Annotated in this window: 24 protein-coding genes; 12 read left to right on the top strand and 12 right to left on the bottom strand. The window is 60.9% G+C overall.

The window, feature by feature from the left end; genetic code table 11:
- Positions 1-19 precede the first annotated feature (19 nt).
- Genes secD through ABIE28_RS08040 form a run of 3 tightly spaced genes read left to right on the top strand, consistent with a single transcriptional unit; the run spans position 20 to position 3,808 of the window.
- On the top strand, positions 20-2,563 hold the full coding sequence (gene secD / locus ABIE28_RS08050) for a protein translocase subunit SecD (RefSeq protein WP_354061759.1): 2,544 nt from the start codon (positions 20-22) through the stop codon (positions 2,561-2,563).
- Positions 2,564-2,576: 13 nt separating this feature from the next.
- Positions 2,577-2,960 (top strand): Mth938-like domain-containing protein, encoded by a 384-nt coding sequence (locus ABIE28_RS08045; RefSeq protein ID WP_354061757.1) that lies wholly within the window; start codon positions 2,577-2,579, stop codon positions 2,958-2,960.
- On the top strand, positions 2,960-3,808 hold the full coding sequence (locus ABIE28_RS08040) for a phytoene/squalene synthase family protein (protein ID WP_354061755.1): 849 nt from the start codon (positions 2,960-2,962) through the stop codon (positions 3,806-3,808). The genes ABIE28_RS08045 and ABIE28_RS08040 overlap by 1 nt, the downstream gene beginning before the upstream one ends.
- 137 nt (positions 3,809-3,945) lie before the next feature.
- Here ABIE28_RS08040 and trmFO read toward each other — a convergent pair whose 3' ends face one another.
- The 4 genes from trmFO to uvrA form a co-directional block, all read right to left on the bottom strand.
- Positions 3,946-5,331: a methylenetetrahydrofolate--tRNA-(uracil(54)-C(5))-methyltransferase (FADH(2)-oxidizing) TrmFO gene (gene trmFO, locus ABIE28_RS08035; protein WP_502913375.1), complete on the bottom strand. Its 1,386-nt coding sequence runs from the start codon at positions 5,329-5,331 to the stop codon at positions 3,946-3,948.
- Between the two features lie 203 nt (positions 5,332-5,534).
- Complete coding sequence (locus ABIE28_RS08030; RefSeq protein ID WP_074797262.1) at positions 5,535-5,684, bottom strand: DUF1127 domain-containing protein; 150 nt, start codon at positions 5,682-5,684, stop codon at positions 5,535-5,537.
- A gap of 197 nt (positions 5,685-5,881) precedes the next feature.
- Positions 5,882-6,034: a hypothetical protein gene (locus ABIE28_RS08025; RefSeq protein WP_354061753.1), complete on the bottom strand. Its 153-nt coding sequence runs from the start codon at positions 6,032-6,034 to the stop codon at positions 5,882-5,884.
- A 209-nt stretch (positions 6,035-6,243) separates the two neighbouring features.
- Positions 6,244-9,138: an excinuclease ABC subunit UvrA gene (uvrA, locus tag ABIE28_RS08020; protein ID WP_354061751.1), complete on the bottom strand. Its 2,895-nt coding sequence runs from the start codon at positions 9,136-9,138 to the stop codon at positions 6,244-6,246.
- 537 nt (positions 9,139-9,675) lie between these two features.
- Between uvrA and ssb the strand changes: the two genes are divergently transcribed.
- Positions 9,676-10,200 (top strand): single-stranded DNA-binding protein, encoded by a 525-nt coding sequence (gene ssb, locus ABIE28_RS08015; RefSeq protein ID WP_354061749.1) that lies wholly within the window; start codon positions 9,676-9,678, stop codon positions 10,198-10,200.
- A 64-nt stretch (positions 10,201-10,264) separates the two neighbouring features.
- On the opposite strand, the gene ABIE28_RS08010 is transcribed toward ssb, so the two are convergent.
- From ABIE28_RS08010 to ABIE28_RS07995, 4 genes are all read right to left on the bottom strand, one after another.
- On the bottom strand, positions 10,265-11,623 hold the full coding sequence (locus ABIE28_RS08010; protein ID WP_354061747.1) for a diguanylate cyclase domain-containing protein: 1,359 nt from the start codon (positions 11,621-11,623) through the stop codon (positions 10,265-10,267).
- Between the two features lie 134 nt (positions 11,624-11,757).
- Positions 11,758-12,288: a hypothetical protein gene (locus ABIE28_RS08005; protein ID WP_354061745.1), complete on the bottom strand. Its 531-nt coding sequence runs from the start codon at positions 12,286-12,288 to the stop codon at positions 11,758-11,760.
- A 151-nt stretch (positions 12,289-12,439) separates the two neighbouring features.
- Entirely contained in the window at positions 12,440-14,806 is a 2,367-nt protein-coding gene (locus ABIE28_RS08000; protein WP_354061743.1) for an efflux RND transporter permease subunit, read from the bottom strand.
- A gap of 145 nt (positions 14,807-14,951) precedes the next feature.
- Entirely contained in the window at positions 14,952-15,833 is an 882-nt protein-coding gene (locus ABIE28_RS07995) for an NmrA family NAD(P)-binding protein (RefSeq protein WP_354061741.1), read from the bottom strand.
- Positions 15,834-15,977: 144 nt separating this feature from the next.
- Between ABIE28_RS07995 and ABIE28_RS07990 the strand changes: the two genes are divergently transcribed.
- Entirely contained in the window at positions 15,978-16,382 is a 405-nt protein-coding gene (locus tag ABIE28_RS07990) for a winged helix-turn-helix transcriptional regulator (protein WP_354061739.1), read from the top strand.
- Here the strand turns inward: ABIE28_RS07990 and ABIE28_RS07985 are convergent.
- Together ABIE28_RS07985 and ABIE28_RS07980 are read right to left on the bottom strand one after the other, a co-directional pair.
- Positions 16,379-16,675 (bottom strand): DNA polymerase Y subunit UmuC family protein, encoded by a 297-nt coding sequence (locus tag ABIE28_RS07985; RefSeq protein WP_354061737.1) that lies wholly within the window; start codon positions 16,673-16,675, stop codon positions 16,379-16,381. The genes ABIE28_RS07990 and ABIE28_RS07985 overlap by 4 nt on opposite strands.
- 54 nt (positions 16,676-16,729) lie before the next feature.
- Complete coding sequence (locus ABIE28_RS07980; protein ID WP_354061735.1) at positions 16,730-17,245, bottom strand: hypothetical protein; 516 nt, start codon at positions 17,243-17,245, stop codon at positions 16,730-16,732.
- 310 nt (positions 17,246-17,555) lie between these two features.
- Here ABIE28_RS07980 and gyrA point away from each other — a divergent pair, with 310 nt between their 5' ends.
- The 7 genes from gyrA to queA all read left to right on the top strand — a co-directional run bounded on the left by gyrA (position 17,556) and on the right by queA (position 24,657).
- Positions 17,556-20,345 (top strand): DNA gyrase subunit A, encoded by a 2,790-nt coding sequence (gene gyrA, locus ABIE28_RS07975; RefSeq protein WP_354061733.1) that lies wholly within the window; start codon positions 17,556-17,558, stop codon positions 20,343-20,345.
- Between the two features lie 75 nt (positions 20,346-20,420).
- Complete coding sequence (locus ABIE28_RS07970) at positions 20,421-21,038, top strand: LysE family translocator (protein ID WP_354061731.1); 618 nt, start codon at positions 20,421-20,423, stop codon at positions 21,036-21,038.
- 73 nt (positions 21,039-21,111) lie between these two features.
- Entirely contained in the window at positions 21,112-21,606 is a 495-nt protein-coding gene (gene coaD, locus ABIE28_RS07965; RefSeq protein WP_354061729.1) for a pantetheine-phosphate adenylyltransferase, read from the top strand.
- Positions 21,603-22,190, top strand: coding sequence for a peptidylprolyl isomerase (locus tag ABIE28_RS07960; protein WP_502913372.1), 588 nt, complete (start codon positions 21,603-21,605; stop codon positions 22,188-22,190). Before coaD ends, ABIE28_RS07960 begins: the two co-directional genes overlap by 4 nt.
- 229 nt (positions 22,191-22,419) lie before the next feature.
- Entirely contained in the window at positions 22,420-22,935 is a 516-nt protein-coding gene (locus ABIE28_RS07955; protein WP_354061727.1) for a peptidylprolyl isomerase, read from the top strand.
- A 90-nt stretch (positions 22,936-23,025) separates the two neighbouring features.
- The gene (locus tag ABIE28_RS07950) at positions 23,026-23,475 is read left to right on the top strand and encodes a DMT family transporter (protein ID WP_354061725.1); all 450 of its coding nucleotides are present in this window, start codon (positions 23,026-23,028) and stop codon (positions 23,473-23,475) included.
- Between the two features lie 102 nt (positions 23,476-23,577).
- The gene (gene queA / locus ABIE28_RS07945; RefSeq protein ID WP_354061723.1) at positions 23,578-24,657 is read left to right on the top strand and encodes a tRNA preQ1(34) S-adenosylmethionine ribosyltransferase-isomerase QueA; all 1,080 of its coding nucleotides are present in this window, start codon (positions 23,578-23,580) and stop codon (positions 24,655-24,657) included.
- Positions 24,658-24,699: 42 nt separating this feature from the next.
- On the opposite strand, the gene ABIE28_RS07940 is transcribed toward queA, so the two are convergent.
- Together ABIE28_RS07940 and ABIE28_RS07935 are read right to left on the bottom strand one after the other, a co-directional pair.
- Positions 24,700-25,143 (bottom strand): hypothetical protein, encoded by a 444-nt coding sequence (locus tag ABIE28_RS07940; RefSeq protein ID WP_354061721.1) that lies wholly within the window; start codon positions 25,141-25,143, stop codon positions 24,700-24,702.
- 93 nt (positions 25,144-25,236) lie between these two features.
- Positions 25,237-25,680, bottom strand: a complete 444-nt coding sequence (locus ABIE28_RS07935; RefSeq protein ID WP_354061719.1) for a hypothetical protein — start codon at positions 25,678-25,680, stop codon at positions 25,237-25,239.
- Positions 25,681-25,750: the final 70 nt, after the last annotated feature.

Raw genomic sequence — 25,750 nt, 5'->3', positions numbered from 1 at the left:
TCCTTTCAGGACGTCTTAAATGCAGTTCTCTCCGATCCGCACCGCCGTTATCGCCATTGTCGCCTTGCTGGGTGTGCTCTTTGCAATCCCAAGCTTTCTTCCCGAGAATGTGCGGGACAATTGGCCAGGTTTTCTGCCGCGCCAGACAGTGGTGCTGGGTCTCGATCTGCAGGGCGGCTCGCATCTGCTGCTGCAGGTCAACGAGCAGGGAATCGTATCGGAACGCCTGCAATCGCTGCGCCGTGACGTCCGCAATACACTGGCCAATCAGAACGGCATCGGCAATCTGATCACCACCAATGCGGCGACTGACTCGATCACCATCGAGCTGACCGACCCGTCGCAGAAGGCCGCGGCCCGTACCGCGATCGAAGCTCTCCAGAATTCCATCAGCAACTCGCTGATCTCGGTTGGCGGCGTCAACGAACTGGCCTTCGGCGAAACGCCCGATGGCAAGCTGACCGTCACGCTGACCCAGGAAGGCATCAACGAGCGCATGTCCGCGCTTGTGGCCCAATCCATCGAAGTTATCCGCAAGCGCGTCGACGAACTCGGCACCACCGAACCCTCGATCCAGCGTCAGGGCACCAATCGCGTGCTCGTGCAGGTTCCAGGCTTTGGCGATAGCCAGCGGCTCAAGGACATCATTTCGCGGACTGCGCGCCTGACCTTCCACATGGTCTATCCGGGCATGACTGCCGCTCAGGCGCAGGCCCAGGGCCTGCCAGCCGGCACCATGATCCTGCCGAGCCAGGATGGCACCAACGAACTGCTGTATGAAGACGTGGCCCTTGGCGGCGAATCGCTGGTCGATGCGCAGCCAAGCTATGACCAGCAGCGCGCCATGCCCGTGGTCAGCTTCAAGTTCGACACCCGCGGCGCTATCGCCTTTGGCCAGATCACCGGCGCCAATGTCGGCCAGCGCTTTGCCATCGTGCTCGACAACACCGTCATCACCGCACCCGTCATCCAGCAGCCGATCACCGGCGGCTCGGGCCAGATCAGTGGCAGCTTCACCACGGCAAGCGCCAACGACCTCGCGGTTCTGCTTCGCGCCGGTGCATTGCCAGCATCGCTCGATGTGGTTGAAGAACGTACTGTCGACGCCAGCCTCGGCGCCGATTCGATCCAGCATGGTTTGACGGCCGGTATCATTGCGTCCGTCCTCGTTGTCGCCTTCATGGTCCTGGCCTATGGCCTGTGGGGTGTGTTCGCCAACGTCTCGCTGATCCTCAACATCATCCTGATCTTTGGCGCGCTCTCCATGTTGGGCGCCACGCTGACGCTGCCGGGTATTGCCGGTATCGTTCTGACCATTGGTATGGCGGTTGACGCCAACGTGCTGATCTACGAACGCATGCGCGAAGAACAGAAGGCCGGAAAATCGCCGATTCAGGCGATTCAATCGGGTTTCGAACGCGCTTGGGGCACGATTATCGACTCGCACCTGACCCAGCTGATCGCTGCGATCGTGCTCTACTTCCTCGGATCGGGTCCGGTTCAGGGTTTTGCTGTGACGCTCGGCCTGGGTATTCTGACCTCGCTCTTCACCTCCTACACCGTGACCTCTTATCAGGTGGCGCTGTGGTACAAGAAGACGCGTCCCAAGACCCTCAAGATCCAACATTTCCGCTTCATTCCGGACGGCACCCGCATTCCGTTCATGAAGATCTCGCGCTACGTGATCGCCTTCTCGATCGTTGCCAGTGTGCTCTCGATTGGCTCCGCCTATTTCAAGGGCTTCAATCTAGGTATCGACTTTGTTGGCGGCACCGCTATCGTCATCCAGCATGAAGGTGGTCCGGCCGACGCCGGTCAGGTTCGTTCGCTGCTCGATGGGCTTGAACTGGGCGAAGTGCAGGTGCAGGGCTTTGGCGCGCCCGAAGACGTGCTGGTCCGCGTGCAGGCACAGGAGGGTGGTCAGGATGCTGACCAGGTCGCGGTCTCCAAGATCCGCGATGCTCTCGCCAGCGAGAACTACACGGTGCGCAGCACCGAGGCTGTGAGCGGTACCGTTTCCAGCGAACTTGCCTGGAAGGGCGCCATTGCGGTCGTTATCTCGCTGCTGGCGATCCTGATCTACATCTGGTTCCGCTTTGAGTGGCAATTCGCCTTGGCGGCCGTCACCACGACGACGCACGATATCATCATGACCATCGGGCTGTTCTCATTGACGGGATTGGAGTTCAATCTGACCTCCATCGCGGCGGTGTTGACCCTGGTGGGTCTGTCGCTGAACGAAACCGTGATCATTTCCGACCGTGTTCGAGAGAACCTGCGAAAGCATCGCAAGATGCCGCTGCCGGAACTCATCGATCTGTCGATCAACCAGACCATCGTGCGTACGTCGCTGACACAGTTCACGCTGTTCCTGGCACTCGTGCCACTGGTGCTGTTCGGCGGCGAAGTGATCCGCAGCTTCACCATCGCCATGACCTTCGGCTGTCTGGTGGGTATGTACTCGTCGATCATCGTCAATGGCCCGATCCTGATCAATTTTGGTCTCAAGCAGCGGGCCGACGAAAAGGCAGAACCGAAGACGGCAGACGGCGCATCGGTCTGATACAGGCAGGGACGTGACAGAAGCGCCACATTACCCGCAACAGGCGGGGATCGACTTCTACGGCAATAGCGGGTTCCGCTTTGCCGGCATGTCGCATCGTGGCTCGCTTCTGTGCCTGCCCACCGGCATGTACGCCTGGGATGTTGCCAACATTGGCGACATCACCATGGAATCATTGGCCCCGGTCTTTGCCGCGGCCGACGATATCGATGTGCTGCTGATCGGCCTTGGTCCAGACATCGCCGCTTTTCCGAGTGAGCTACGCGACGCCCTGCGGGAAAAGCGGATCATCGTCGAGGCGGTCAACACCGGCAGCGCCATCCGCACCTATAACGTGCTGCTGGCCGAGGAACGAGCCGTGGCCGCCGCCCTGATCGCGGTTGAGAAAGCGCGCTAATGTCAGCCGAGAGTTTCGCCCACGCCGCCGAGGCCCTGCGCCAGGGCGACCGCGACCGCTATCTGTCGACGCTGGTGCTGACCGGCGACAAGCGCGACGCCGTAACGGCGCTCTATGCCTTCAATGCCGATGTGGCCTCGATCCGCTCGCGGGTGTCCGATCCGGCACCGGGCGAAATCCGTCTGCAATGGTGGAGCGATGCGCTCGACGGGGAAGGCCACGGCACCATTCGACAAAACCCGGTGGCCGATGCGCTGCTGGACACCATTGGGCGCTACAACATCCCGGCCGGCACGCTGCTCCGCCTGATCGGCGCCCGGCGCTTTGATCTCTACGACGATCCGATGCCGGACCTGCAGACCTTCGAAGGCTATGCAGGCGAGACGGTCTCGACGCTTTACCAGCTGGCGGCAATGATCCTCAACGACGGCGAGACCATCGAGACCGGCGACGCTGCCGGGCATCTGGGCGTTGCGCACGCACTGATCGGTCATCTGCGGGCGTTCGGCTACACCTCTTCGCAGGGGCGCATCATGTTGCCATGGTCGATCTTTGAGGCCAATGGCGTGCGCGAAGGCGAGATTTTTGCCCGCACAGAAAGCGAAGGCCTGCATGAAGCGCTGGGTCAGTTGACCGAGATTGCTGGCGAGCACCTGCAGAAGGCCGAACAGGCGATTGCGCTGCTGCCCGCCAAGCTAAAGCCGGCCTTTGCTCTGGTTGCGATTCTCAAACCGCAATTGGCCGGACTAAGCCGTCGAAAAACCACGATCTTCACACCCGCTGTGGACGAACCCGACTGGCGCAAGATACTCCGCCTGTCGTGGTGGGGGATAAGTTCGGGGCGTTAGACCAAGCTTCTCGGCTCGCACATCCGCCAGTAGACCTCATCCTGAGCCCGTCGAAGGACGAGGTCGTGGCGCGATTGAGGTCCCCGACCTCATGGTTCGACAAGCTCACCATGAGGTCTGATTGGGGTGTCCCGTGGTCAAATCCAGCTTTGCAGATCGGCCAGAGCCCGCGTCGTGATCGCCTTACGCTTGGCGATGGTCTTGTCATTGCCGCGCCAGCGGCCAGCGCCTTCCGGCTTGACGATCTCGACTTCGGGAAACAGTCCGAAATTGACGTTCATCGGCTGGAAGCTGCGCGCGCCGCTATAGCTTTCCGATTCCAGATGGCCACCGGTGATATGCGCCACCAGCGCGCCGAGCGCGGTAGTGATCGGCGGCGTCGCCATGGTCTCGCCACGGGATTCAGCCGCTGCCAGACGCCCGGTGAGCAGACCAACGGCGGCGCTTTCGACATAGCCCTCGACGCCCGTCACCTGACCGGCGAAACGCACGCGCGGATCGGCCTTGAGCTTGAGGTCTTTGCCCAACACCTTGGGGGAATTGATGAAAGTGTTACGATGCAACCCACCCAGGCGGGCGAACTGCGCGTTTTCGAGACCAGGGATCATGCGGAAAATCTCCGCCTGGATGCCGTAGCGCATCTTGGTCTGGAACCCGACCATGTTCCACAGCGAGCCCAACGCATTGTCCTGCCGCAGCTGGACGATGGCGTAGCTCTTGACCAGAGGATCACGCGGATTGGTCAGACCGACCGGCTTCATCGGACCATGGCGCAGCGTTTCGACGCCGCGTTCGGCCATCACCTCGATTGGGAGGCAGCCGTCGAAATAAGGGACCTTTTCCCAGTCTTTGAATTCGTGCAACGGCGCGGTCTTGAGCGCCTCAACGAACGCAAAATACTGATCCTTGTCCATTGGACAGTTCAGATAATCAGCGCCCGTGCCGCCCGGACCAGCCTTGTCATAGCGCGACTGCGCCCAGACAATGTCCATATTGATGCTGTCGTAATGGACGATCGGCGCAATCGCGTCAAAGAACGCCAAGGCGTCTTCGCCGGTCGTCGCCAGAATGGCATCGGCCAATGCAGGCGAGGTCAGCGGGCCGGAAGCAATGATGACATTGCTCCACTCGGCCGGCGGCCAACCGGCGACTTCTTCGCGGATGACGGTGATATTTGGATGGTTGTGGATGGCCCGCGTCACCTCATCGGAAAACGCATGGCGATCAACGGCAAGCGCGCCGCCGGCGGGTAGCTTGTGCTTGTCGGCAGCCTGCATGATCAGCGAGCCGCAGCGCCGCATTTCCTCGTGCAGCAGGCCGACGGCGTTCTGCTCGTGATCGTCCGAGCGGAAGCTGTTGGAGCAGACGAGCTCGGCAAAACTGTCGGTGCTGTGCGCGTCGGTCGGCTTGATGCCGCGCATTTCGTGCACGATGACTTTGGCCCCGGCTTGCGCGGCCTGCCATGCGGCTTCGGATCCGGCGAGACCGCCGCCAATGATATGAATAGGTTCTGATGTGGACATGCCCGGCAGATACCAAGCGCCACCACTTAGCGCAACAACTGAGGGGCGAGTTTACCGCTGCGTCGGGCAGGCGGGGATAAATTGTTCGCGCGGCTGTTCTGGCGGATTGCTTGGCAGGTCAAACCCCACAAAGCAAAACAGCCGCATCTCAGAGAGAAGCGGCTGTTCGGTTTACGAAGTCTGTAAGTTCAGCGAAGTGAAACTTAGAGACCGGCAGCATGGTCACGTGCGATCCGATTGATGTCGGTGCGCGAAATGCCCAGGTCGTTGAGCTGACGATTGTCGAGAGCAGCAAGCTCACGGACTGTCTGCTGGTATGCGGCCCACTTCTTGAAAGTCTTGCGAATGTCCATTTGGTAGTCTCCTTTCGTTTACGAGCTTATATTTAGATCACTGCCTGCCAGATGAGCAGTGGGTCATTGCTCAAACGGGTCATGCGTCCTGCGCAGGGCTTTAACCGTCATGGTTCATCTTCGGTTAAGGCTTGTGTCATGCAAATGGCCGCCGGGTGACCATCCGGCGGCCATCAATAATTTCGCAGTCGAAGTCTTCAACGATCAAACAGTGACCGCGTCATCTTCGAGAAGTCGGGGCCGGTAAGCCCCAGTAAATCGGCATCACGCGTCGAGGGAACGTCCATTTCCCGCAACGTCTGCTTGATGTCGACCAGGCGCTTGACGCGCCAGACCACACGCACAAACATCAGAGTATTCCCTAGTGCTGGTTACTGACGCCGCAAAGATGGGGTGATTTGAACGGCAGCGCCATGTCGTAAACGTCAAGCGCTGCATGCGTCTTGCGCATGGCATTTTTCATGAACTGACACAAAACAGCCATGTGCACCAAGCGCAGCAAAAGGCTGGTCAACGCTAACAGACTGCTAGCGTTGACATTGTCATTGGCGAGAATTGGTTATTCGGCGGCTCGGGTCGCGAAATGTGGCCGACGGGCCATCACTTCCTTGAGGAACTTGCCGGTATAGGAGCGCGGATTTGCCGCGACATCTTCCGGCGTACCCATGGCGACGATCTCGCCGCCACCGTCGCCACCTTCGGGTCCGAGGTCTATGACCCAGTCGGCGGTTTTGATGACTTCGAGGTTATGCTCGATGACGATGACGGTGTTGCCGCCCTCGACAAGCTCATGCAGCACGTCGAGCAATTTGGCCACGTCGTGGAAATGGAGACCTGTCGTCGGCTCATCCAGCATATAGAGCGTGCGGCCGGTGGCGCGCTTGGAGAGTTCCTTGGAGAGCTTGACGCGCTGCGCCTCGCCGCCCGAGAGCGTATTGGCCGGCTGGCCGACCTTTACATAACCAAGGCCGACGCGTTGCAGTGTCGCGAACTTGTCGCGAATGACCGGAACAGCCGAGAAGAAATCGACGCCTTCGTCGATGGTCATATCCAGGATGTCGGAAATCGACTTGCCCTTGAACTGAACTTCGAGCGTTTCGCGGTTGTAGCGCTTGCCCTTGCAGACGTCGCAGGTGACGTAAACGTCAGGAAGGAAGTGCATCTCGATCTTGAGAACGCCATCGCCCTCGCACTTCTCGCAGCGCCCGCCCTTGACGTTGAAGCTGAAACGGCCGGGGCCGTATCCGCGCGTCTTGGCTTCCGGCAGGCCGGCAAACCACTCGCGCAGCGGCGTAAACGCGCCGGTATAGGTGGCAGGGTTCGAGCGTGGTGTGCGACCAATCGGCGACTGGTCGATATCGATGACCTTGTCGAGGAACTCGAGGCCGGTCAGCGATTCATGGGGGGCAGGGACCACGCGCGCGCCGTTCAGGCGGCGGGCAATGGCCTGGTACATGGTGTCGATCATCAGTGTCGACTTGCCGCCGCCCGAAACGCCGGTGATGGCGACGAACATGCCCAGTGGCACATCGACCGACACGTTCTTGAGGTTGTTGCCGGTGGCGCCCATGACGCTGAGGGTCTTTCCCTTGGTGCCCTGACGACGCTCAGCCGGCATGGCAATGCCCATGCGGCCCGACAGATATTTTCCGGTCAGCGAGTCGGGGCTGTCGATAATGTCCTGTGGCGTGCCTTCGGCGACGATATGGCCGCCGTGTACGCCAGCACCGGGACCGATGTCGACAACGTAGTCAGCGGTCATGATGGCGTCTTCGTCGTGTTCGACGACGATCACGGTATTGCCGATATCGCGCAGGCGACGCAGCGTTTCGAGCAGCTTGGCATTGTCGCGCTGATGTAACCCGATCGAGGGCTCATCAAGCACGTAGAGCACGCCGGTCAGGCCCGAGCCGATCTGGCTGGCAAGGCGAATACGCTGGCTCTCGCCACCCGACAGAGTGCCGGAATTTCGCGACATGGAAAGATAATCAAGGCCAACTGCCACGAGGAAATTCAGCCGCTCGCGGATTTCCTTGAGGATGCGCTCGCCGATGGTCTGCTGGTTTGGCGTCAGTTTGGCCGGCAGCTGTTCGAACCAGGTCAGGGAATCCTTGATGGACTTCTCGGTGACTTGGCCGACATGCAGCCCGTCGATCTTGACGGCCAGCGATTCCGGCTTGAGGCGATAGCCGCCGCAGGCAAAGCAGGGCTTGGCCGACATGTACTTTTCGATTTCTTCGCGCATGCCTGCGCTTTCGGTTTCCTTGTAGCGACGCTCAAGGTTGCCGATGACGCCTTCAAAGGCCTTGGTAGTCTTGTACTGGCGCAGGCCATCGTCATAGACGAAGTCGACCTTGTCCTTGCCGGTGCCATAGAGTACGGCGTGCTGGATCTCGAAGGGTAGTTCATTCCACGGCGTAGCGGTCGAGGCGCCATACATCTTCAACACGGCGGCCAGCGTCTGGATGTAGTAAGGCGCGCTCGTCTTGCTCCATGGCAGGATGGCGCCGTCCTTGATCGAGAGGGTCGCATCCGGAACGATCTGGTCAGGGTCGATCTTCTGTTCGGTGCCAAGGCCATCGCAAACCGGGCAGGCGCCGAACGGGTTGTTGAACGAGAACAGGCGCGGCTCGATTTCGGCAATGGTGAAGCCGGAGACCGGGCAGGCGAACTTTTCCGAGAACGTCGTCTGCTTGGCGCTGCCGTCTTCGGCCTTCTCGTCGACGAACTCGATCAGCGCGATGCCGTCCGCCAGCTTCAGCGCCGTCTCAAAGCTCTCCGACAGGCGGCCGGAAATGTCTGGCCCGACCACCACGCGGTCGACCACGACTTCGATGTCATGCTTGAACTTCTTGTCGAGGGCAGGGGCTTCCTCGATCTCGTGGTATTCGCCGTCGATCTTGACGCGCTGGAAGCCCTTGCGCATCAGGTCGGCGAGTTCCTTTTTGTACTCACCCTTGCGGCCGCGCGCGATCGGCGCGAGCAGGTAAAGCCGCGTGCCTTCGGGCAGTTCCAGTACCTTGTCTACCATCTGGCTGACGGTCTGGCTTTCGATGGGCAGGCCGGTTGCGGGCGAATAGGGCACGCCGACGCGGGCAAACAGCAGGCGGAGATAGTCGTAGATCTCGGTGACCGTGCCAACGGTAGAGCGCGGGTTACGCGATGTGGTTTTCTGCTCGATGGAAATCGCGGGCGACAGGCCCTCGATATGCTCGACATCGGGCTTCTGCATCATCTCGAGGAACTGGCGCGCATAGGCGCTCAGCGATTCCACGTAGCGGCGCTGGCCTTCAGCATAGATGGTGTCGAATGCCAGCGACGACTTGCCGGACCCGGACAGACCCGTCATCACGATCAGGCTGTCGCGCGGCAATTTGAGGTCGATGCCCTTGAGATTATGTTCGCGGGCTCCGCGCACAATGATCTCACGGTTCTGGCTTGGCTTGGTGGTCATCAATTCAGTCCATGGCTCGGTGCGCCAGCAGGCTGCACCACGGCAAAGTCGATAATGGGCATTTGGTCAGGAAGACCAGATAAATAGGGGCGCCGCGCGCTTGCCACAAGCGGGGCAAACGCATGGCCGCCCGGCTTGCAGGTCACCTTAGCGTGTAGCTGACGACTTGCCAAAGCGGCATTGTTTGCGGTGAACATAAGCGGAACAATGCGGATTCGGTCAAGTCCGAAGATCATGCCGCGGTTTTGGAGCACGGCTACTGACAGGGTCTGTCAGCAGACAACAAAACGCCGCGCAGCTGGACGTGTGCACAAATGCCGCCAGCGAGCATTTCCAATGCGAGGCAGTGCCTCATGTGGAGGATGCTTGACTGGCCAAGATATATGGAACATAAAGAGAACAAATGAAGAGACACTTCTGTTCACAACTTCGCCAAGGCGCGGGCGGTGAGCGGCGCGCGGGAGTAAGGTGCCGCCGCTATGTAAGTGAGCGTCCTCGTGGGCAAAGGCCCGGGGACTGAATCGAAAGGAATGAGCGATGGCAGGCAGTGTGAACAAGGTCATCCTGGTGGGCAATCTCGGGGCTGACCCAGAAGTGCGCAACCTCCCAAGCGGGGGCAAGGTGGTGAATCTGTCGATCGCCACCTCGGAGAACTGGAAAGACAAGAACACCGGCGAACGCCGCGAAAAGACCGAGTGGCACCGTGTGGTGATCTTCTCGGAAGGTCTGACGCGCGTGGCCGAGAGTTATCTGCGCAAGGGCAGCAAGGTCTATATCGAAGGCCAGCTGCAGACCCGCAAGTGGCAGGACCAGTCCGGCGCCGACAAGTATTCGACCGAAATCGTGCTGCAGGGCTTCAACTCGAACCTGACGCTGCTCGACGGCCGCAACGACGCTGAAGGCGGCGGTGGCGGCGGCCAGGGTGGTGGTTATGGCGGCGGTGGCGGCGGCGACGGTGGTTTCCGTGGCGTGCGCGACAATGCCGGTGGCGGCGCGCGTCGTCCGGCCTCCAATGCACCGGCCTTCGAGCCAGGCGGCATGGACGACGATATCCCGTTCTAAGAACGCTGGATTATTTCAGAATGCAGAAAGGTCGCTTCGGCGGCCTTTCTTTTTGGCCTGAGTGTCAGGCGGCGATGGGGAAGGTCATTGTCGTGTTGCGACCGGCGGCCTTGGCTGCGTACAGCGCCGTATCGGCCTGCCGGAACAGGTCCTCGGCCGAACCGCCCCGATAGAGTGCAACGCCGACCGATGCACTTAACGCCATGGTGTGGCCCATGCGAGCGAGGGGTTGGGCGACCATTTCGACGATAGCCTGCGCCCGCTGCTCGATCTCGGCGAGGCTGAGGTCGGCACCCAGGAGCACGGCAAATTCATCGCCACCGATCCGCGCCACGAGTTCTGCCGTGCCGCTGCTCTCGGTCAGCCGCGCGGCGGCTTCCTTGATGCATTCATCGCCTAGCGCATGGCCGTGGGTGTCGTTGATCTGCTTGAAGCCATCAAGATCCATCAGCAGCAGCGCGCCGATCTGACGCTTGCTGGAGCCATCATTGAGCATGTCGAGGCGCGTCTGGAACTGGCTGCGATTGGCGAGACCGGTCATGACGTCGAACTCGGCCAGATAGCGCGTGTGATCGCCGAGCAGTTTTTCTTCGGTAATGTCCTGCTTCATGCCAAAAATGCGCGTCGCCTTGCCGTTGACCGCTTCGACGGCTGCGGTCAGGCGCATCCAGCGCGTATTGCCCTTGGCCGTCGTGATCTTGGCGGTCAGCGCAAAATCGGAGCAATTGGCGATGGCGTGGGCGCGCATCGCCTCCATGTCGCGGCGGCACTCATCGCTGTAAAAGGGCAGGGTGGTGTCGCGCGCAATCGGGCTGCCATGCGGCAACTCGAACAGGTCATAGACGCCATTGGTCCAGCGCAGCGAGCCGTCCGACAGATCACATTCCCAGATGCCGATCCGCGCCGTGGCCGAGGCCCGGTCGAACAGGCAGCGGCGTTGCCGCTCGACCTCGATCTGCCTGGCAATGGTCGCGCTTTGAATCGCGATCTCGCGCCGCTGGCGCTCGATGATCACCTGCGACAGCGCATCATGCGCCAAGGCGGCAATGGTGTTGGCCATGGCCGCACTGCGCGGGCGCGAATCGAACAGGCTGAGGAGCATGGCCGGGCGGTCGGCATCGGCGGGCACGGTCATTCCGGCATAAAAGCGACAGTGATCGCGCTGCTTGTCGAGCGTGTCGGCGATGACCAGCGGCGCGGTATCCGCCGTCGCCATGGCCTCCAGAACATTGAGATTGGGTGTGGCGTCGCCAAACGCCGCAATCACCGTGTGCTGGTCGGCAGTCACCTGAACCAGGCGTGCGCCAGCAATACCCAGCAGGTCGCACATCCGCACCAGGCGTGCGCTGAAATCGTCGCGAGTCTGCGTCCACGTCTGGGGCGCAGATGCAGACAAATGCTGAGCGGCTATTCGGCTGGACAATTGAGGGTTCTCGGATAGGCAAAAAAACCTAACCCGCTGGTGGTTAAGATTTTCTGCCCGCCAAGGGTTTGCAAACCAAAAACAATTGGGGCGGCCATGAAGCCGCCCGCACAGTCCCCAAAGGTTACGTGGGTCTATTGCTTGGTGAAGGGCACGTCGGCGCGCAGGTTATCGCCGTTTTCGACATAGACCACCTCGAACGCCACGGTGATCGCATCCGGGCGCAGGAAAATTTGCGCCGTGATGTTGAGCGGTTTGCCGTGTTCGTCCTGTTCGCGCTCACGCAGGTTGAACACCAGCCCACCGGCGCGCTTCTGGCCGACGGCGATGCCGGTAAAGGTGGCGTTGGACGTCATCGCGGCTTCATAGCGCTTGTTGGCCTCGACATAGGCCATGGTGCCGGCGACCGAGAGCTGGGTGCCCGCCAGCGTGCAGCGGCCGCTATAGTTGACCTTGTCCTGATTGCCCTGCGTGAGCGACAGGCGACAGACCACGGTTTCGGTGGTGGCGCCGACCAGCGTGCCGCGTCCGCGCCATTCCCCGATATAGGATTTGATCAGGGCAACGTCGGCCGGAGCGGCGATAGCCGGGGCAACTGCGCCACCCATGGCAGCCACAACGGTCGCCACTGCCATGGCACGCGACAGAACTCCGAAAATGCTCATTGCACGCACGCTCCAGTAAAATCCTGCCCCCGGGCAGATCGCATTCGGCGACCGATAGCAAACCACACTTGCTTGACGGTCAATGTTCTCGACAATTTAACCGCCTGCAAGCCCCCGACTGCGGGGATAGCGGTGATTTCCTTGGCTGAGATCAGGAGGGCAGCGGCTTGGCACGTTCGCCGGTCGGATCGTCGGGCGTCGCCTCGTGGTCGGCCATACGCACCTTGATCCGGCCCAAAGGATGGAAGAATTTGCCACCGGCCAGCAGCATGGCCGGAAGAATGAACAGGTCTCCGATGACCGCAAAGGCCAGCGTCGAGACGAACATGGTGCCAAACATCGCCACCTGCGGCAGGTCCGAGAAAGTGACGATAACGACGCCGGAACAGAGGATGATGGTGGTTGCGATGATCGCGCCGCCGATGCGATCCAGCGTGTGCTTGACCGCCTCCATATGCGGGCGACTTTCCTCGCGTCGGGAATGGAGGTAGTGCGACAGGAAATGCACCGTGTCGTCCACGGCAATGCCGAAGGCGATGGTGAGCGCGATCACGGTCGTCAGTTGCAGGCCCTGACCGGTGAAATAAAGCCAGGCGAGGGTGCCCAAAACCGGGAAGAGGTTGGGAATGGCCGAGGCCAGCGCGACGCGGAAGGACTGAAAGGCAAAGCCGATCAGCGCGATGTTGACCAGCACCGAAAGGGTCAGATCGAGCTGCAGCCCGGCAACGATCTGGTCGGTGGCGAATGTCGTCAAAATCCGGAAGCCGCCGATCTCGGCGCCGGTAATGCCGGCCGCTTTCAGCTCTGCGTCGACATCGATGACCAGTTGCTTGAGGTCGTCTGAGTCGATGATGGTCGGCATGAATCCGGTGACGAGCGCCTGCGTGCCGTCATCGGTGACGAAACGGCGCTTCATGAATGGCCCGACGGACTCGAACACCTCTTGGCGCGAGAAGCCGCTCTCGGTGTAATTGGTCATGCTCTCGACCGAGATAACCTTGTTCTGGCCGAGGTGCTTTTCCAGAATCCTGTGTACGGCAACAATGGTCTTGAAGTCTTCGGCGCTGACATTGGGGTCGCCATCCGCGAGAGGCACACGAATGTAGAGCGGGGCAACGCCACCGACGCCTTCGTCGATATCGGCCGCTGCCGACAACGCAGTGGACTCATTGGCCACGACGCCTTCGAACGAAAAATGCGGTTTGATCAGGAAATAGGGGATGAACAGCAGCAGGGTGACAAGGATCGCGATGATCGATAGCTGCCGCCCGAACTTGCTGGCCATGAACCACGCCACGGGCAAAGGCGCCGTCAACACGAGGCTTGAGCGCTTGGGTGGCTTGAAGCCCAGCCGGATGGCGGTCTTGAGCATCAGCGGCACGAAGGTCATCAGACAGACAAACAGCAGAACGGAGCCGATAGAGCCTGCGATGGAGAATTCGCGCACGCCCTGACCCGGCGTCAGCGCCAGCGATGCGAAGCTGATCAGGGTCGTCAGCATGGTCAGTGCAGCGGCGGGCCCGACCAGCTTTACGGTCGCGTCGACTGCCTTGTTGGGCTCCATCCCGTCCCGCCAATAGGCGAGCCAGTTGAAGATGAAGAATATCGATTCGGCGAAGCTGATCACCAGCACCAGCGTCGTCACGATGATGGTGAGGAACGTGAACGAGCCGAAGAACAACAGGATTATGCCCATCGACCAGATCAGGGCGAGGAAGGGCATTGCGGCGACCAGCAATGCGCCGGTCAGCGAGCGCAATGCCAGGAGCGCAATGAGTGCGCCCAGCCCAAAGCCCCAGATGGTGAACTTGATCTGATCGCTCACCGCAGCATTGAGCATTTCAGAGGTCCAGATCGGCGGGCCGGTCAGTTCGACGGAGATGTTTTCGTCCTGATAGGGCGCAATGGTCCGATGCAAGCTCTCGATCATGAGCCTCGTGCCGTCGCCCTTGGTCATTTCCTGATTGGGGAACATGATCAGCACCACGCCATCAAGGTTCGGCGTGATCAGGTTGCGCATCATCGGATCGTTTTGCTGCAGATCGGCCAGCGCGCGGGCGACTTCCGAATAGCTCTCCATCTGCTCGGGCACCGCGGGCACCGAACCGCCCCGGCTGTCCGGCTTGCGCAGGGTGAACGGCGACATGGTGCCGACGGCAAAGTCGTTGAGCTCTAGATCGAATGCCAGTTCGCGCACCCGCTCGAGCGTTTCAGGCTCGGTCAGGCGCGGGGAACTGATCAGGACATAGACGTCGTTCTCGAAGGTTCCGAAGGTCTCGGCGAGGTGTTCATAGGCGTCATAATATTCGCCCGAATGCGCGAAGACCCGCAGCAGGTCGCCATCGACATTGGCTTTTGGGATTTGCGCGAAGCACAGGATGGAAAAGGCCAGCACAGCCAGTGCGATGGTGCGCGGATAGCGCAGCGTGGTCAGGCCGATATATTCGAGGCCGAAACCAATAGAGCGGTCATAGGTGAAGCGCGCCCACAGCCTGCCGAAAAAGGACCCCACAGCCACTGCACGAGACTCCGCGAATTCGGCGACAGATTGGCGCGATTTCTACGGGGTTGCAGCGACAGCGTCCAGTGAGCGCGGTGCGCGTGGGCGGGTTATGAGCAGTTCAATTGTGGGGTGGCCCCGCGCGAACGCGGGGCCGGATGGATCAGGCGGTGAGTGCGGCGCGATTGGCTTCGAGGAAGTGTGCGAAAGTCTCGGGCTTGCGGCCCGAAAGGCGCTCGACAGCGTCGGTCGCAACGCCATGGAAGCCGAAGACAGCGTCAATCTGGAAAGCCACCAAAGCCTGGGCATAAAACTCGGGCAGACCTGCAGCGACCATGCCGGCTTTGAGTTCTGGTGGCGTGACAGCCACGACGGCCACCGGCTTACCGCTGACCTTTGCGTAGAGTGCCGCGCGCTCGGCATTTGTCACGGCGGCTGGACCGCTGACATCTTCGATGGACTTCCCTTCGGAGGTCAGCAAGGCGCCGGCTGCGGTGCGGGCGGCATCGGCGCGGGTAACAAAGGCGGTGCCGCGGTCGCCGATGAGGCCGAACAACTGGCCCGATCCGATAACGTGACCGACATCAATCAGGTTGTTCTCGGCATACATGTGATTGCGCAGCGAGGTGAAGTCGAGGCCGCTCTCGGCTAGTGCGACTTCGGTCCAGTAGTGCTCGATACCAAGGCCTGCATCGGCATTTGGTCGGGCAGCTGGGGCGGAGGTATAGACGATGTGCTTGACGCCAGCGGCCTTTGCGGCGGCGATGGCGGCGGTCTGCTGCGCCACGCGTTTGCCAACGCCGTCGGTGCTGATGACGAGGACGCGGTCGACACCGGCGAAGCTTGCGGGCAGGCTGGCGGCATCGTCGAAATCAAGATGGCGCACTTCGACGCCGCGTGCCGCAAGATCGGCCAGCTTGGAGGTGTCGCGCGTGCCGGCGATGATTTTGGTCGCGCCGCGCGCCAGAAGCTCTTCAACCGCGATGCGGCCGAATTTGCCCGATGCGCCGGTGACGAGCAATGCCTGATCCTTGAAGTTCGACATGTCCATTTCTCCGTGTTGTCCCGCCCCACTTGCGAAGATCGCCGTTGGAGACTAGGTATCGAATAGAGAGTGCTATCTAGGCTCGTTCCTACCGGCGTTAAAGGAGGCACTTTCACCGCTGAACGTCACCTGGAGGTAACTGCCATGCTGGACAACAAATCACAGGCCGATGTCTATATCGAGAGCTGGAACAGCATCGTCGGTAGCCCGCTGGGCAACTGCCCGATCCGGGGTGTGCTCGACAAGATCAGCGATAAATGGAGCATGTTGCTGGTGATGATGCTGGCCGGCGGCCCCAAGCGTTTCAACCAGCTTCGGCGCGACGTGCCCGACATTTCCCAAAAGATGCTGACCCAGACGCTGCGCGATTTGCAGCGCGACGGCATGATCACGCGCAAGGTCTATGACACCAAGCCGCCATCGGTCGAATACCGGCTGACGCCGATGGGCGCCTCGATCATCGTGCCGTTCGGACATCTGATCGACTGGGCCGGCGAACACCACAGCCATATCGGCGCGGCGCGCGTCGAATACGACAAGACCATTTAGTCGCCGGGGACAACCCGGGGCGGGCGGACGCGGATTTGATTGGCAGCGGCCTTGCGGCGGCGCTGCTCGGCTTTGCAGGTTCTGATAATGCCGCGTGCCCGGCGCAGGACGCCGATGCCGATGCCGTCGAGCTTGAGCAGTTCGGGACCTTCCATTCCGTCGATTTCGCCCAGCGTCTTTAGGCCCGCGCTTTGCAGGCGCTTGCCGATGCCGTCGATGTCGCGCAGGTCGATCACCGAAATATTCTGCCAAGTCTCTGCGCCGCGAAGCCACGCCCGATAGGTATCTGCCATGAGCCTGCTTATCTCAGTCGCATGGGCGTTAGCCACACAAGTCTGCGTCCTGGCTCAGCTTTGAGTGCAGGACGTCAGTGGGATCTTGGCGCCGCCGCCAAAACCGATCGTCGCTTTCTGGTCGGGCAGCACCTCGAAATCAAAGATCAGCTCATCGCCCTGATCCAGTTCAGCCACGAATCGATAGACCCCGTTTCGGGGCACGACGTCGGTGATGGTGCCGAGATCAGCCTTCACATCCGTGACGCTGAAGGCCTTTTCGCCTTCGGTTGAAAACGAGACTGTGGCGGCGCGCGGATCGTAGAGGACGATGTTCTTGTCCTCGATCTGAATGCCCTCAATGTCGGCGGCGTCACATTCGGAGCCATCCAGAACCCAGAGGCCTGTCGGATGGCCGAATTTTGGCGGATCGACGGGGAAGGGGCCGCCACTTCCCGCCAGCGAAGGCGGATTGGGCCAGCCATTGGAACTGCTGCTGCCGCCGGGCGAAGGCTTTGGCGCGGTCTGCGCCTGCACGGCCACACTACCAAGCAGGGCGAAAACGATGGTCGCGGCGAGAATGCGTTGCACGGTGATCTCCTGCGTCGGCTGCCGATTTCACTGTGATTTTTTGACAGACACAAGCTGAACGCAAGATGAAGCATTGCATTGGCCAAGACATTGTTGCGCCGTGTCAGATGCGGCGCAATTCTGCAAGACGATTGGCAAGAAATTGCCGCTCACAACTTGGCGATTGTCGCCGCCTTGGTCTCGCCGTCGCGCGGTGGCCAACACCCGGCGCCGCAAAGGCGTCTCTCCACAGCGAAGGCCGGTGAGAATTGGCATTCTGTGTCGGAATCGCCTATCTAATGGGTAGTTTGAACAAACAAGAATCACCCCAGTGACCGATACGCCCGATACCGGAACCGGCGCGCCGCCGCCGCCCTCCGACATTTCGTTGATCTCCATCACTGACGAGATGCGCAAAAGCTATCTCGATTATGCGATGAGCGTGATCGTGAGCCGCGCACTGCCCGACGTGCGCGACGGCCTTAAGCCCGTGCACCGTCGTATTCTGTTCTCGATGAGCGAGAACGGCTACGAGTACAACAAGCCCTATCGTAAGTCGGCCCGTGTGGTCGGCGACGTGATCGGTAAGTATCACCCCCATGGTGATAGTGCCGTCTATATGGCCTTGGTCCGTATGGCGCAGGACTTCTCCATGGGCGAACTGCTCGTGGAAGGTCAGGGTAACTTTGGTTCGGTCGACGGCGATATGCCGGCTGCCATGCGTTACACCGAAGTGCGCATGCAGAAGATCACCAATGCCATGCTCGATGACCTCGACAAGGACACGGTGGATTTCCGCGACAACTATGACGGCTCCGAACACGAGCCCGTCGTCTTGCCGGCGCGGTTCCCCAACATGCTGGTCAATGGCGGTAGCGGTATCGCCGTGGGCATGGCGACCAACGTTCCGACCCACAATCTGAGCGAGACCATCGACGCAGCCTTGCTGATGCTCGACAACGATCAGGTGACCACCGAGGAACTGCTCGAAGTTCTGCCTGGTCCTGATTTCCCCACCGGCGGCATCATTCTGGGCCGCGCGGGCATCCGTTCTGCCTACGAAACCGGCCGTGGCTCGGTGCTCGTGCGCGGTCGCGTCTCGATTGAGGAAATCCGCAAGGAACGCGAAGCCATCATCATCACCGAGTTGCCCTACCAGGTGAACAAGGCGACGATGGTCGAAAAGATTGCCGAGCTGGTGCGCGAGAAGCGTATCGAAGGCATCGCCGACATGCGCGACGAATCTTCGCGCGAAGGCATGCGCGTCGTCATCGAGATCAAGCGCGATGCGCTGGCCGATGTCGTGCTCAACCAGCTCTATCGCTTCACCCAGCTGCAGTCCTCGTTCGGTTGCAACTTCGTGGCGCTCAATGGCGGCAAGCCGCAGCTGATGAATCTGCGCGAAATCCTCGGCGCTTTCATCGATTTCCGTCACGAAGTGGTTACGCGTCGCGCCCGGTTCCTGCTCAACAAGGCTCGTGATCGCGCCCATATCCTGGTCGGTCTGGCCGTTGCCGTCGCCAATATCGACGAAGTCATCGCCCTGATCCGCACCGCGCCCGATCCAGCGACGGCCCGCGAGCAGCTGATGACGCGCCGTTGGCCGGCGGCCGATGTGGCACCGCTGATCGCGCTGATCGACGATCCGCGCCACCGTATCAACGACGACAGCACGTTCAATCTGTCCGAGGAACAGGCTCGCGCCATCCTCGAATTGCGTCTGGCTCGTTTGACCGCGCTTGGTCGCGATGAAATCGGCGAGGAACTCAATGGCCTGGGTCTGGAAATCGAGGACTATCTCGAAATCCTGCGCAGCCGTGAGCGCGTGGTCGAAATCATCCGCAACGAGCTGACCGAGATCAAGGAGCAGTTCGGCAGCGCCCGTCGCACCGAGATTTCCGACGTGGTCGGCGATTTCGACGACGAAGACCTGATCGCCCGCGAAGACATGGTCGTGACCGTGTCGCACGAAGGCTACATCAAGCGCGTGCCGCTTTCGACCTACCGTTCGCAGAACCGTGGCGGCAAGGGGCGCTCGGGCATGGCAACGCGCGACGAGGATTTCGTCTCGCGCCTGTTCGTGGCCAATACCCATACGCCGGTGCTGTTCTTCACCGACCGTGGCATTGCCTACAAGCTCAAGGTGTGGCGTCTGCCGCTGGCTCAGGCCAATGCGCGCGGCAAGGCGCTGATCAACATCCTGCCACTCGAGCAGGGCGAACGGCTGACCACCATCATGCCGCTGCCCGAGGACGAGACCAGCTGGGCAAACCTCGACATCATGTTCGCCACGACACGCGGCACGGTGCGCCGTAACTCGCTGGCCGACTTCATCGAAGTGCGCCAGAACGGGAAGATCGCCATGAAGCTCGATGACGGCGACCAGATCGTCGGCGTCGAGACGGCAACCGCCAATGACGACGTGCTGCTGACCACTGCTCTGGGCCAAGCCATCCGCTTCCGCACCGATGACGTCCGCCTGTTCAAGGGCCGCGACTCCATGGGTGTGCGCGGTATCCAGCTGGCTGAGGGCGACAAGGTCATTTCCATGGCCGTGATCAACCACTCCGACGCCTCCGCCGAAGACCGCGCTGCCTATCTCAAGATGAGCCGTGCAGTGCGTGGCGAACAGGCGGATGAGGAAAGCTCCAGCGATGAAGGCGATGTCGTCGCCGGCGCGCTGTCGCAGGACGTCTACGCCCAGATGAGCGCCATCGAGCAGTTCATCCTGACCATTTCCGAAAACGGTTATGGCAAGCGCACCTCGAGCCACGAATACCGGATCACCGGCCGTGGCGGTAAGGGCATCGTGGCGATGGCCGTCAACAAGCGGAACGGCAATCTGGTATCGAGCTTCCCCGTGGAAGAAGAAGACCAGATCATGCTGATCACCGACGGCGGCCAGACCATCCGTCTGCCGGTGGGCGGCGACAAGCCGATCCGCATCGTCAGCCGCGGCAGTCAGGGCGTCATCGTCTTCGATACTGCCGCCGACGAAAAGGTGATGTCGGTCGAACACATCAGCGAGCCAGAAGACGACGAGGTGCCCGACGCATCGACGACGCCTCCGGACGCTCCCGATGCGCCACCGGAAACGCCGGAACCGCCGATCACAGAATAAAAGTAAGGGGCGCTTCGGCGCCCCTTGTCATTCCTGCAAGACGGTGGCTTTGTCGGCATTCAAGGAGCCTCCTCAATGATCGACACTGCCGTTCTGCTGCCATACCTGCTGGCTTGCCTGCTTTTCACTGTCGTGCCGGGGCCATCGGTCTCCGTGGTCATCGCCAATTCGCTGGCCGGTGGTACGCGGGCAGGGCTGCTGACCATTTTTGGTGCGCAACTGAGCATGTTGAGCATGGTGCTAGTGGTGGCCGTCGGACTTGAGGCGGTGATGGGGCTGGTTGCCGGCGCGTTCGATATCATCAAGCTGATCGGCGCAGCCTATCTCGTCTGGATCGGCTTCAAGATGGTCCGCTCCAGCGGGCACCTCGATATCGGCAATGGCGAGCGCACTTCGGCGGGCCGCTATATCTGGCAGGGTGCACTGGTCAGCTGGGGCAATCCCAAATCGCTGCTGTTTTTGGGCGCCTTCCTGCCGCAGTTCATCAATCCAGCCCAGCCTGCCTTCCCCCAAATCGTCATTTTGGGCCTGATCGTCATGGCCGTGGCCTGCATCACCGATGGGCTTTACGCCATCTGCATCGGCCGCATCCGCCATCTGCTGTCGACGGCGCGTATCCGCATGGTCAACCGGGTCTCCGGTTTCGTGCTGATGGCTGGCGGCATCTGGCTGGCGCTGCAGAAGCGGGCCTGATTACGGCCGGCGCGCCTTGCCATGAATCTCCCCGCGTGAGAAAACCCTAGCAACAACAACGGGGAGAGGCGTTTTGAGCAAGCTGGTTGGGTTTTATCCTGGCTCATTTGATCCGTTGACCAACGGCCATCTCGACGTGATCGAGCGGGCCTGCAAGCTGGTCGATACGCTGGTCGTCGCCGTTGGCATCAATGCGGGCAAGAAAACCCCGCTATTTGCCCATAGCGATCGGCTGGAAATTCTGGAACAGGCGCTGGCCCCTGTCGGCAAGCGCACCGATACCGAATTCAAGATCGTCGATTTCTCAGGCCTGATGGTCAGCGCGGCCCGCGAACATGGCGCCAAGCTGATCATTCGCGGCCTGCGCGACACCACCGATTACAATTACGAAATGCAGATGGTCGGCATGAACGCCCAGATGGCACCAGACCTGCAGACCGTATTCCTGCCCTCCAGCCCCCCGGTTCGGCATATCTCGGCCACATTAGTGCGCCAGATCGCTGAGATGGGCGGCGACATTTCCGCCTTCGTCCCGCAAATCGTTCTCAAGGCCCTCAAGAGCAAATGATCTCCATCACCCGTCGCCTTTTCGGTGCTCTCGTCATCGGCGCCATGGCGCTGTCCGCTGCACCGAGCTTCGCCCAGACCGGCACGCCGCATCTGATCCTGACGCTCGAAGACGGCACCGTCGACATCGAGCTGCTCCCCGCCATTGCCCCCAAGCATGTCGAGCGCATCGTCACGCTGACAGAACAGGGCGCTTATAACGGCGTCGTGTTCCACCGCGTGATCGACGGCTTCATGGCTCAGACCGGCGACGTCAAGTTCGGCAAGTCCGGTTCGGACACGTTTGACCTGTCGCGTGCCGGCATGGGCGGTTCCGACCTGCCAGACGTGACGGCTGAGTTCAATTCCGAGAGCTTCCAGCGCGGCGTGCTCGGCGCTGCTCGCTCGCAGGACCCCAACTCGTTTAACAGCCAGTTCTTCATCACCACGGCTGACGCCAGCTTCCTCGATGGCCAGTATACCGTGTTCGGCAAGGTCGTCAGCGGCATGGAATTTGTCGACGCGCTCGAAAAAGGTCCGCAGTCGCAGAACGGCGCCGTGGCCAATCCTGATAAGATCGTCGAAGCCAAGATCGAGTATAAGTAAGCTCTGTGCGGCGCCCTGGTTCGACACGCTCACCATGAGGGTGGTTCGAGGGTCGCTGCGCTCCCACCTCACCATGAGGGATTCTCTTGGTGAGGTGTTCAAGTAGCCCTCATGGTGAGGGGCGAGTTTTTCACGAGCCTCGAACCACGAGGCCGTGTCAACGAACCTTGCACCCATCGCCCTTTGCCCTTACATGCGGGCCAGAATTTCCAAACCGAAAGTTGCAAAAATGGCTGAAATCGCCGATCCCGAAAACACCCTCGTCATCGAAACCACCAAGGGCAAAGTCGTTATCGCGATGCGGCCTGACCTGGCACCTGGCCACGTCGATCACATCAAGAAGCTGGCCCGCGAAGGCGCTTATGATGGCGTCGTGTTCCACCGCGTGATCGACGGCTTCATGGCCCAGACCGGCGACGTGCAGTTCGGCAACACCAACCTGCCAGAATTCAACCCATCGCGCACCGGCACCGGCGGCTCGAAGTACCCAGACATCAAGGCTGAGTTCAACGCTGAGCCACATGTACGTGGCACCGCCTCGATGGCCCGCTCGCAGAGCCCGAACTCGGCCAACTCGCAGTTCTTCATCTGCTTTGGCGACGCTGGATTCCTCAACAAGCAGTACACCGTTTGGGGCCAGGTCATCGAAGGCATGGACTTCGTCGACCAGATCAAGCGCGGCGAGCCCGTCATCAAACCAGACAAGATGATCTCGGTCAAAGTTGCGGCCGATATCGCCGCCTAAGCCCGACTCGTGGCAAACTATTGGACCCTCGGGCACATCGCCCGGGGGTCTTTTTGTTTGTTCTAACGGGCGGGGAGCTTCGGGGTGCGCATGGATTCCATTCTTTGGGCGTTGATGGGCATCGTTGCCGGCGCGTGTATCGCCACGCAGGCCCCGATCAATGCCAGCCTCGGGCGCAATCTGGGCGTGCCGATCGCGGCGGCCGGCGTGTCGTTTGTGGCGGGCGCGGTGCTGCTCTGGGTCCTCGCTTTCGCCTATAGCCACTTTGCCAGCATCCCGATCAATTTCGGCGCACCTGCGCCCTGGACCTTCGTGGCCGGCGGCGTGCTTGGGGCGTTCTACGTGTTCTCCAATATCATGCTAACGCCGATGATCGGCGCTGCGGCAGTGATGGCGCTATCGGTGGCGGGGCAGCTGGTCGGGGGCATGTTCCTCGACAAAATCGGCTTCATGGGCATGGCGGTGCGCGAAATTTCCATGGGGCGCATCATGGGCGCGGTACTGCTGGTGACCGGCGCGATGATGATCCGGCTGCTCTAGGCGGCACAGATCGGGGCAGTTGAGCAACAATGGATCAACCTTAAGGCCGTACACTGCGTTGAGCCGCTACCCGCCCTCGGGGCGCCATGCTAGGCAGGCACCATGCTTGTATCCGATTTCGACTTCGACCTGCCCGAAAAGCTCATCGCCCTCCATCCTGCTGAGCCGCGCGATTCCGCGCGCCTGCTGGTGGTGGACCCGGTTCATGGGCTTTCAGACCACCACATCCCGGACCTGCTGTGGTTGCTCAAGGATGGCGACGTGCTCGTCGTCAATGACACGCGCGTGCTGCCGGCTGAACTCAAGGGTATTCGCGTGCGCGGCGAAAACCGTGCCACGGTGTCGTTTAACCTCCACAAGCGGGTCGACGCCCACACCTGGCGCGCCTTCGCCCGGCCGGCCAAGCGCCTCGCGCTGCTTGATGAACTCGAACTTGGCAATGGCCAGACCGATGCGCTCAAGGCGCGCGTTGCCGGGCGAGGCGAAACCGGAGAAATGACGCTCGAGTTTGAACTCGGCGGTGCAGAACTGGACGAAGCCATCAAGTCGCACGGCGCCATGCCGCTGCCGCCCTATATCGGGGCTAAGCGCAAGGCCGAGGAACGCGACAATGTCGATTACCAAACGGTCTATGCCGCCGAAGACGGCGCCGTCGCCGCGCCGACAGCGGGTCTGCATTTTACTGACGCGCTGCTGCAGCAGTTGTCCGACAAAGGCGTCACCATCGAGCGCGTGACGCTGCATGTCGGGGCAGGGACCTTCCTGCCCATGAAGGTCGAAGACACCGACGACCACGTCATGCATTCCGAATGGGGCGAGATCGACGCCGCAACGGTTGAGCGCATCCTCGCCAAAAAGGAAGCCGGCGGTCGCGTCGTCGCCGTGGGCACGACGAGCCTGCGCCTGCTCGAAACCGCCTCGCGCGCCTCCGGCACGCTGTCGCCGTTCATTGGCGATACCGACATCTTCATCACGCCCGGCTTCAAGTTTCGTACCGTCGACGCGCTGATGACAAACTTCCACCTGCCGAAATCGACCCTCTTCATGCTGGTCAGCGCCTTTGCCGGCATGGCGACGATGAAGGCGGCGTATCAGCACGCGATCGATGACGGGTACCGGTTCTATTCCTACGGGGATTCGTCGCTGTTGCTGCGGGCGGAGCATCCGGGCGGCGAGGGCTGACCACCGACAGTTACCCTCGGGCCTGACCCGAGGGCTCTGTACTTACCCTGCGGCGCTCTCGTGGACCAACTGGCCGGTGAATTCACACGATGCGCCGTGGTAGGCGAGGCAGCCGTTTTGTTCCTGGACGTTGAGGAACCCATCCTCGTCAAAGGTCAGGGTGATTTCGCAATAGCGCTCGTTTTCCAGTGGGCTTGATGACCCGGCGACATAGTCCTCGTTCTCGACGAAAAAGTTGCCGCCGCTTGGCTCCATGATGAGTTCACCGCTGATGCCGCCGCCACAGCCGGGGATGTCGTTTTCCATCGGCACTTCGGTGCCTATGCTGATGCCGTAGATGTCGGCGTCGATGTGCTTGAGGTTGACGGTCAGATTGCCGCCTTCGCCACCACCATAGTAGTTGCCCTCGCGGATAGGGTTTTCCTGCGCCAAAGTGGAGCCGGCAGACAGGACAAGAGCGGCCGCGAGTAGAGTTAGTCGGATCATCGGATCACCAGAAAACGAGTTAGACACTATCCTTTGACGCCACTGCGCCATCAGACCTTGGGCGGAAATCTCAAAAAAGAATGTGCGAGGCGCTTAGAGCCCGGCGGCTTCGTGCTCAAGCGCACCGGAAAAACTGCAGGAGGCGCCGTGATAGTAGGTGCAGCCGCCTTCTTCCGTGATGACCAGGCCGTAATTGTCGTCAAATTCGAGGCGGATCTCGCACTGGGGCTTGCTGAATGCTGGCAGCGTGCTGTTGGCGTCGAAGAGTTCATTGGGCGCAGTCAGCAGGCCCACATTGTCCCGCACGACCACTTCGCCGTCGATGCTGCCCGCACAGCCCGGCACGTCATTGACCATCGGCACCGTGGTGCTGAGGGAGACCGCATAGACGCCGTTTTCGACATGGGTGAGGTCGGCGGTCAGTTCGCTGCCATCAGTGTTGCCGAAGTAATTGCCTTCAAGGACATCGAAATCCTGGGCAAAGGCGGAACCTGCAGTGAGGGCGAGGGCTGCTGCAAGAAGGGCGGTCTTGATCATCGGAACACCGGAATCGCGTTGGACACAAACATTGGACGGCTAAGCGGTATCAGACCTTGGGGGGCGTTTT

The organism is Devosia sp. 2618 (assembly GCF_040546815.1).
GTDB lineage: Bacteria > Pseudomonadota > Alphaproteobacteria > Rhizobiales > Devosiaceae > Devosia.
This window is presented reverse-complemented; position numbering and strand designations above follow the sequence as displayed.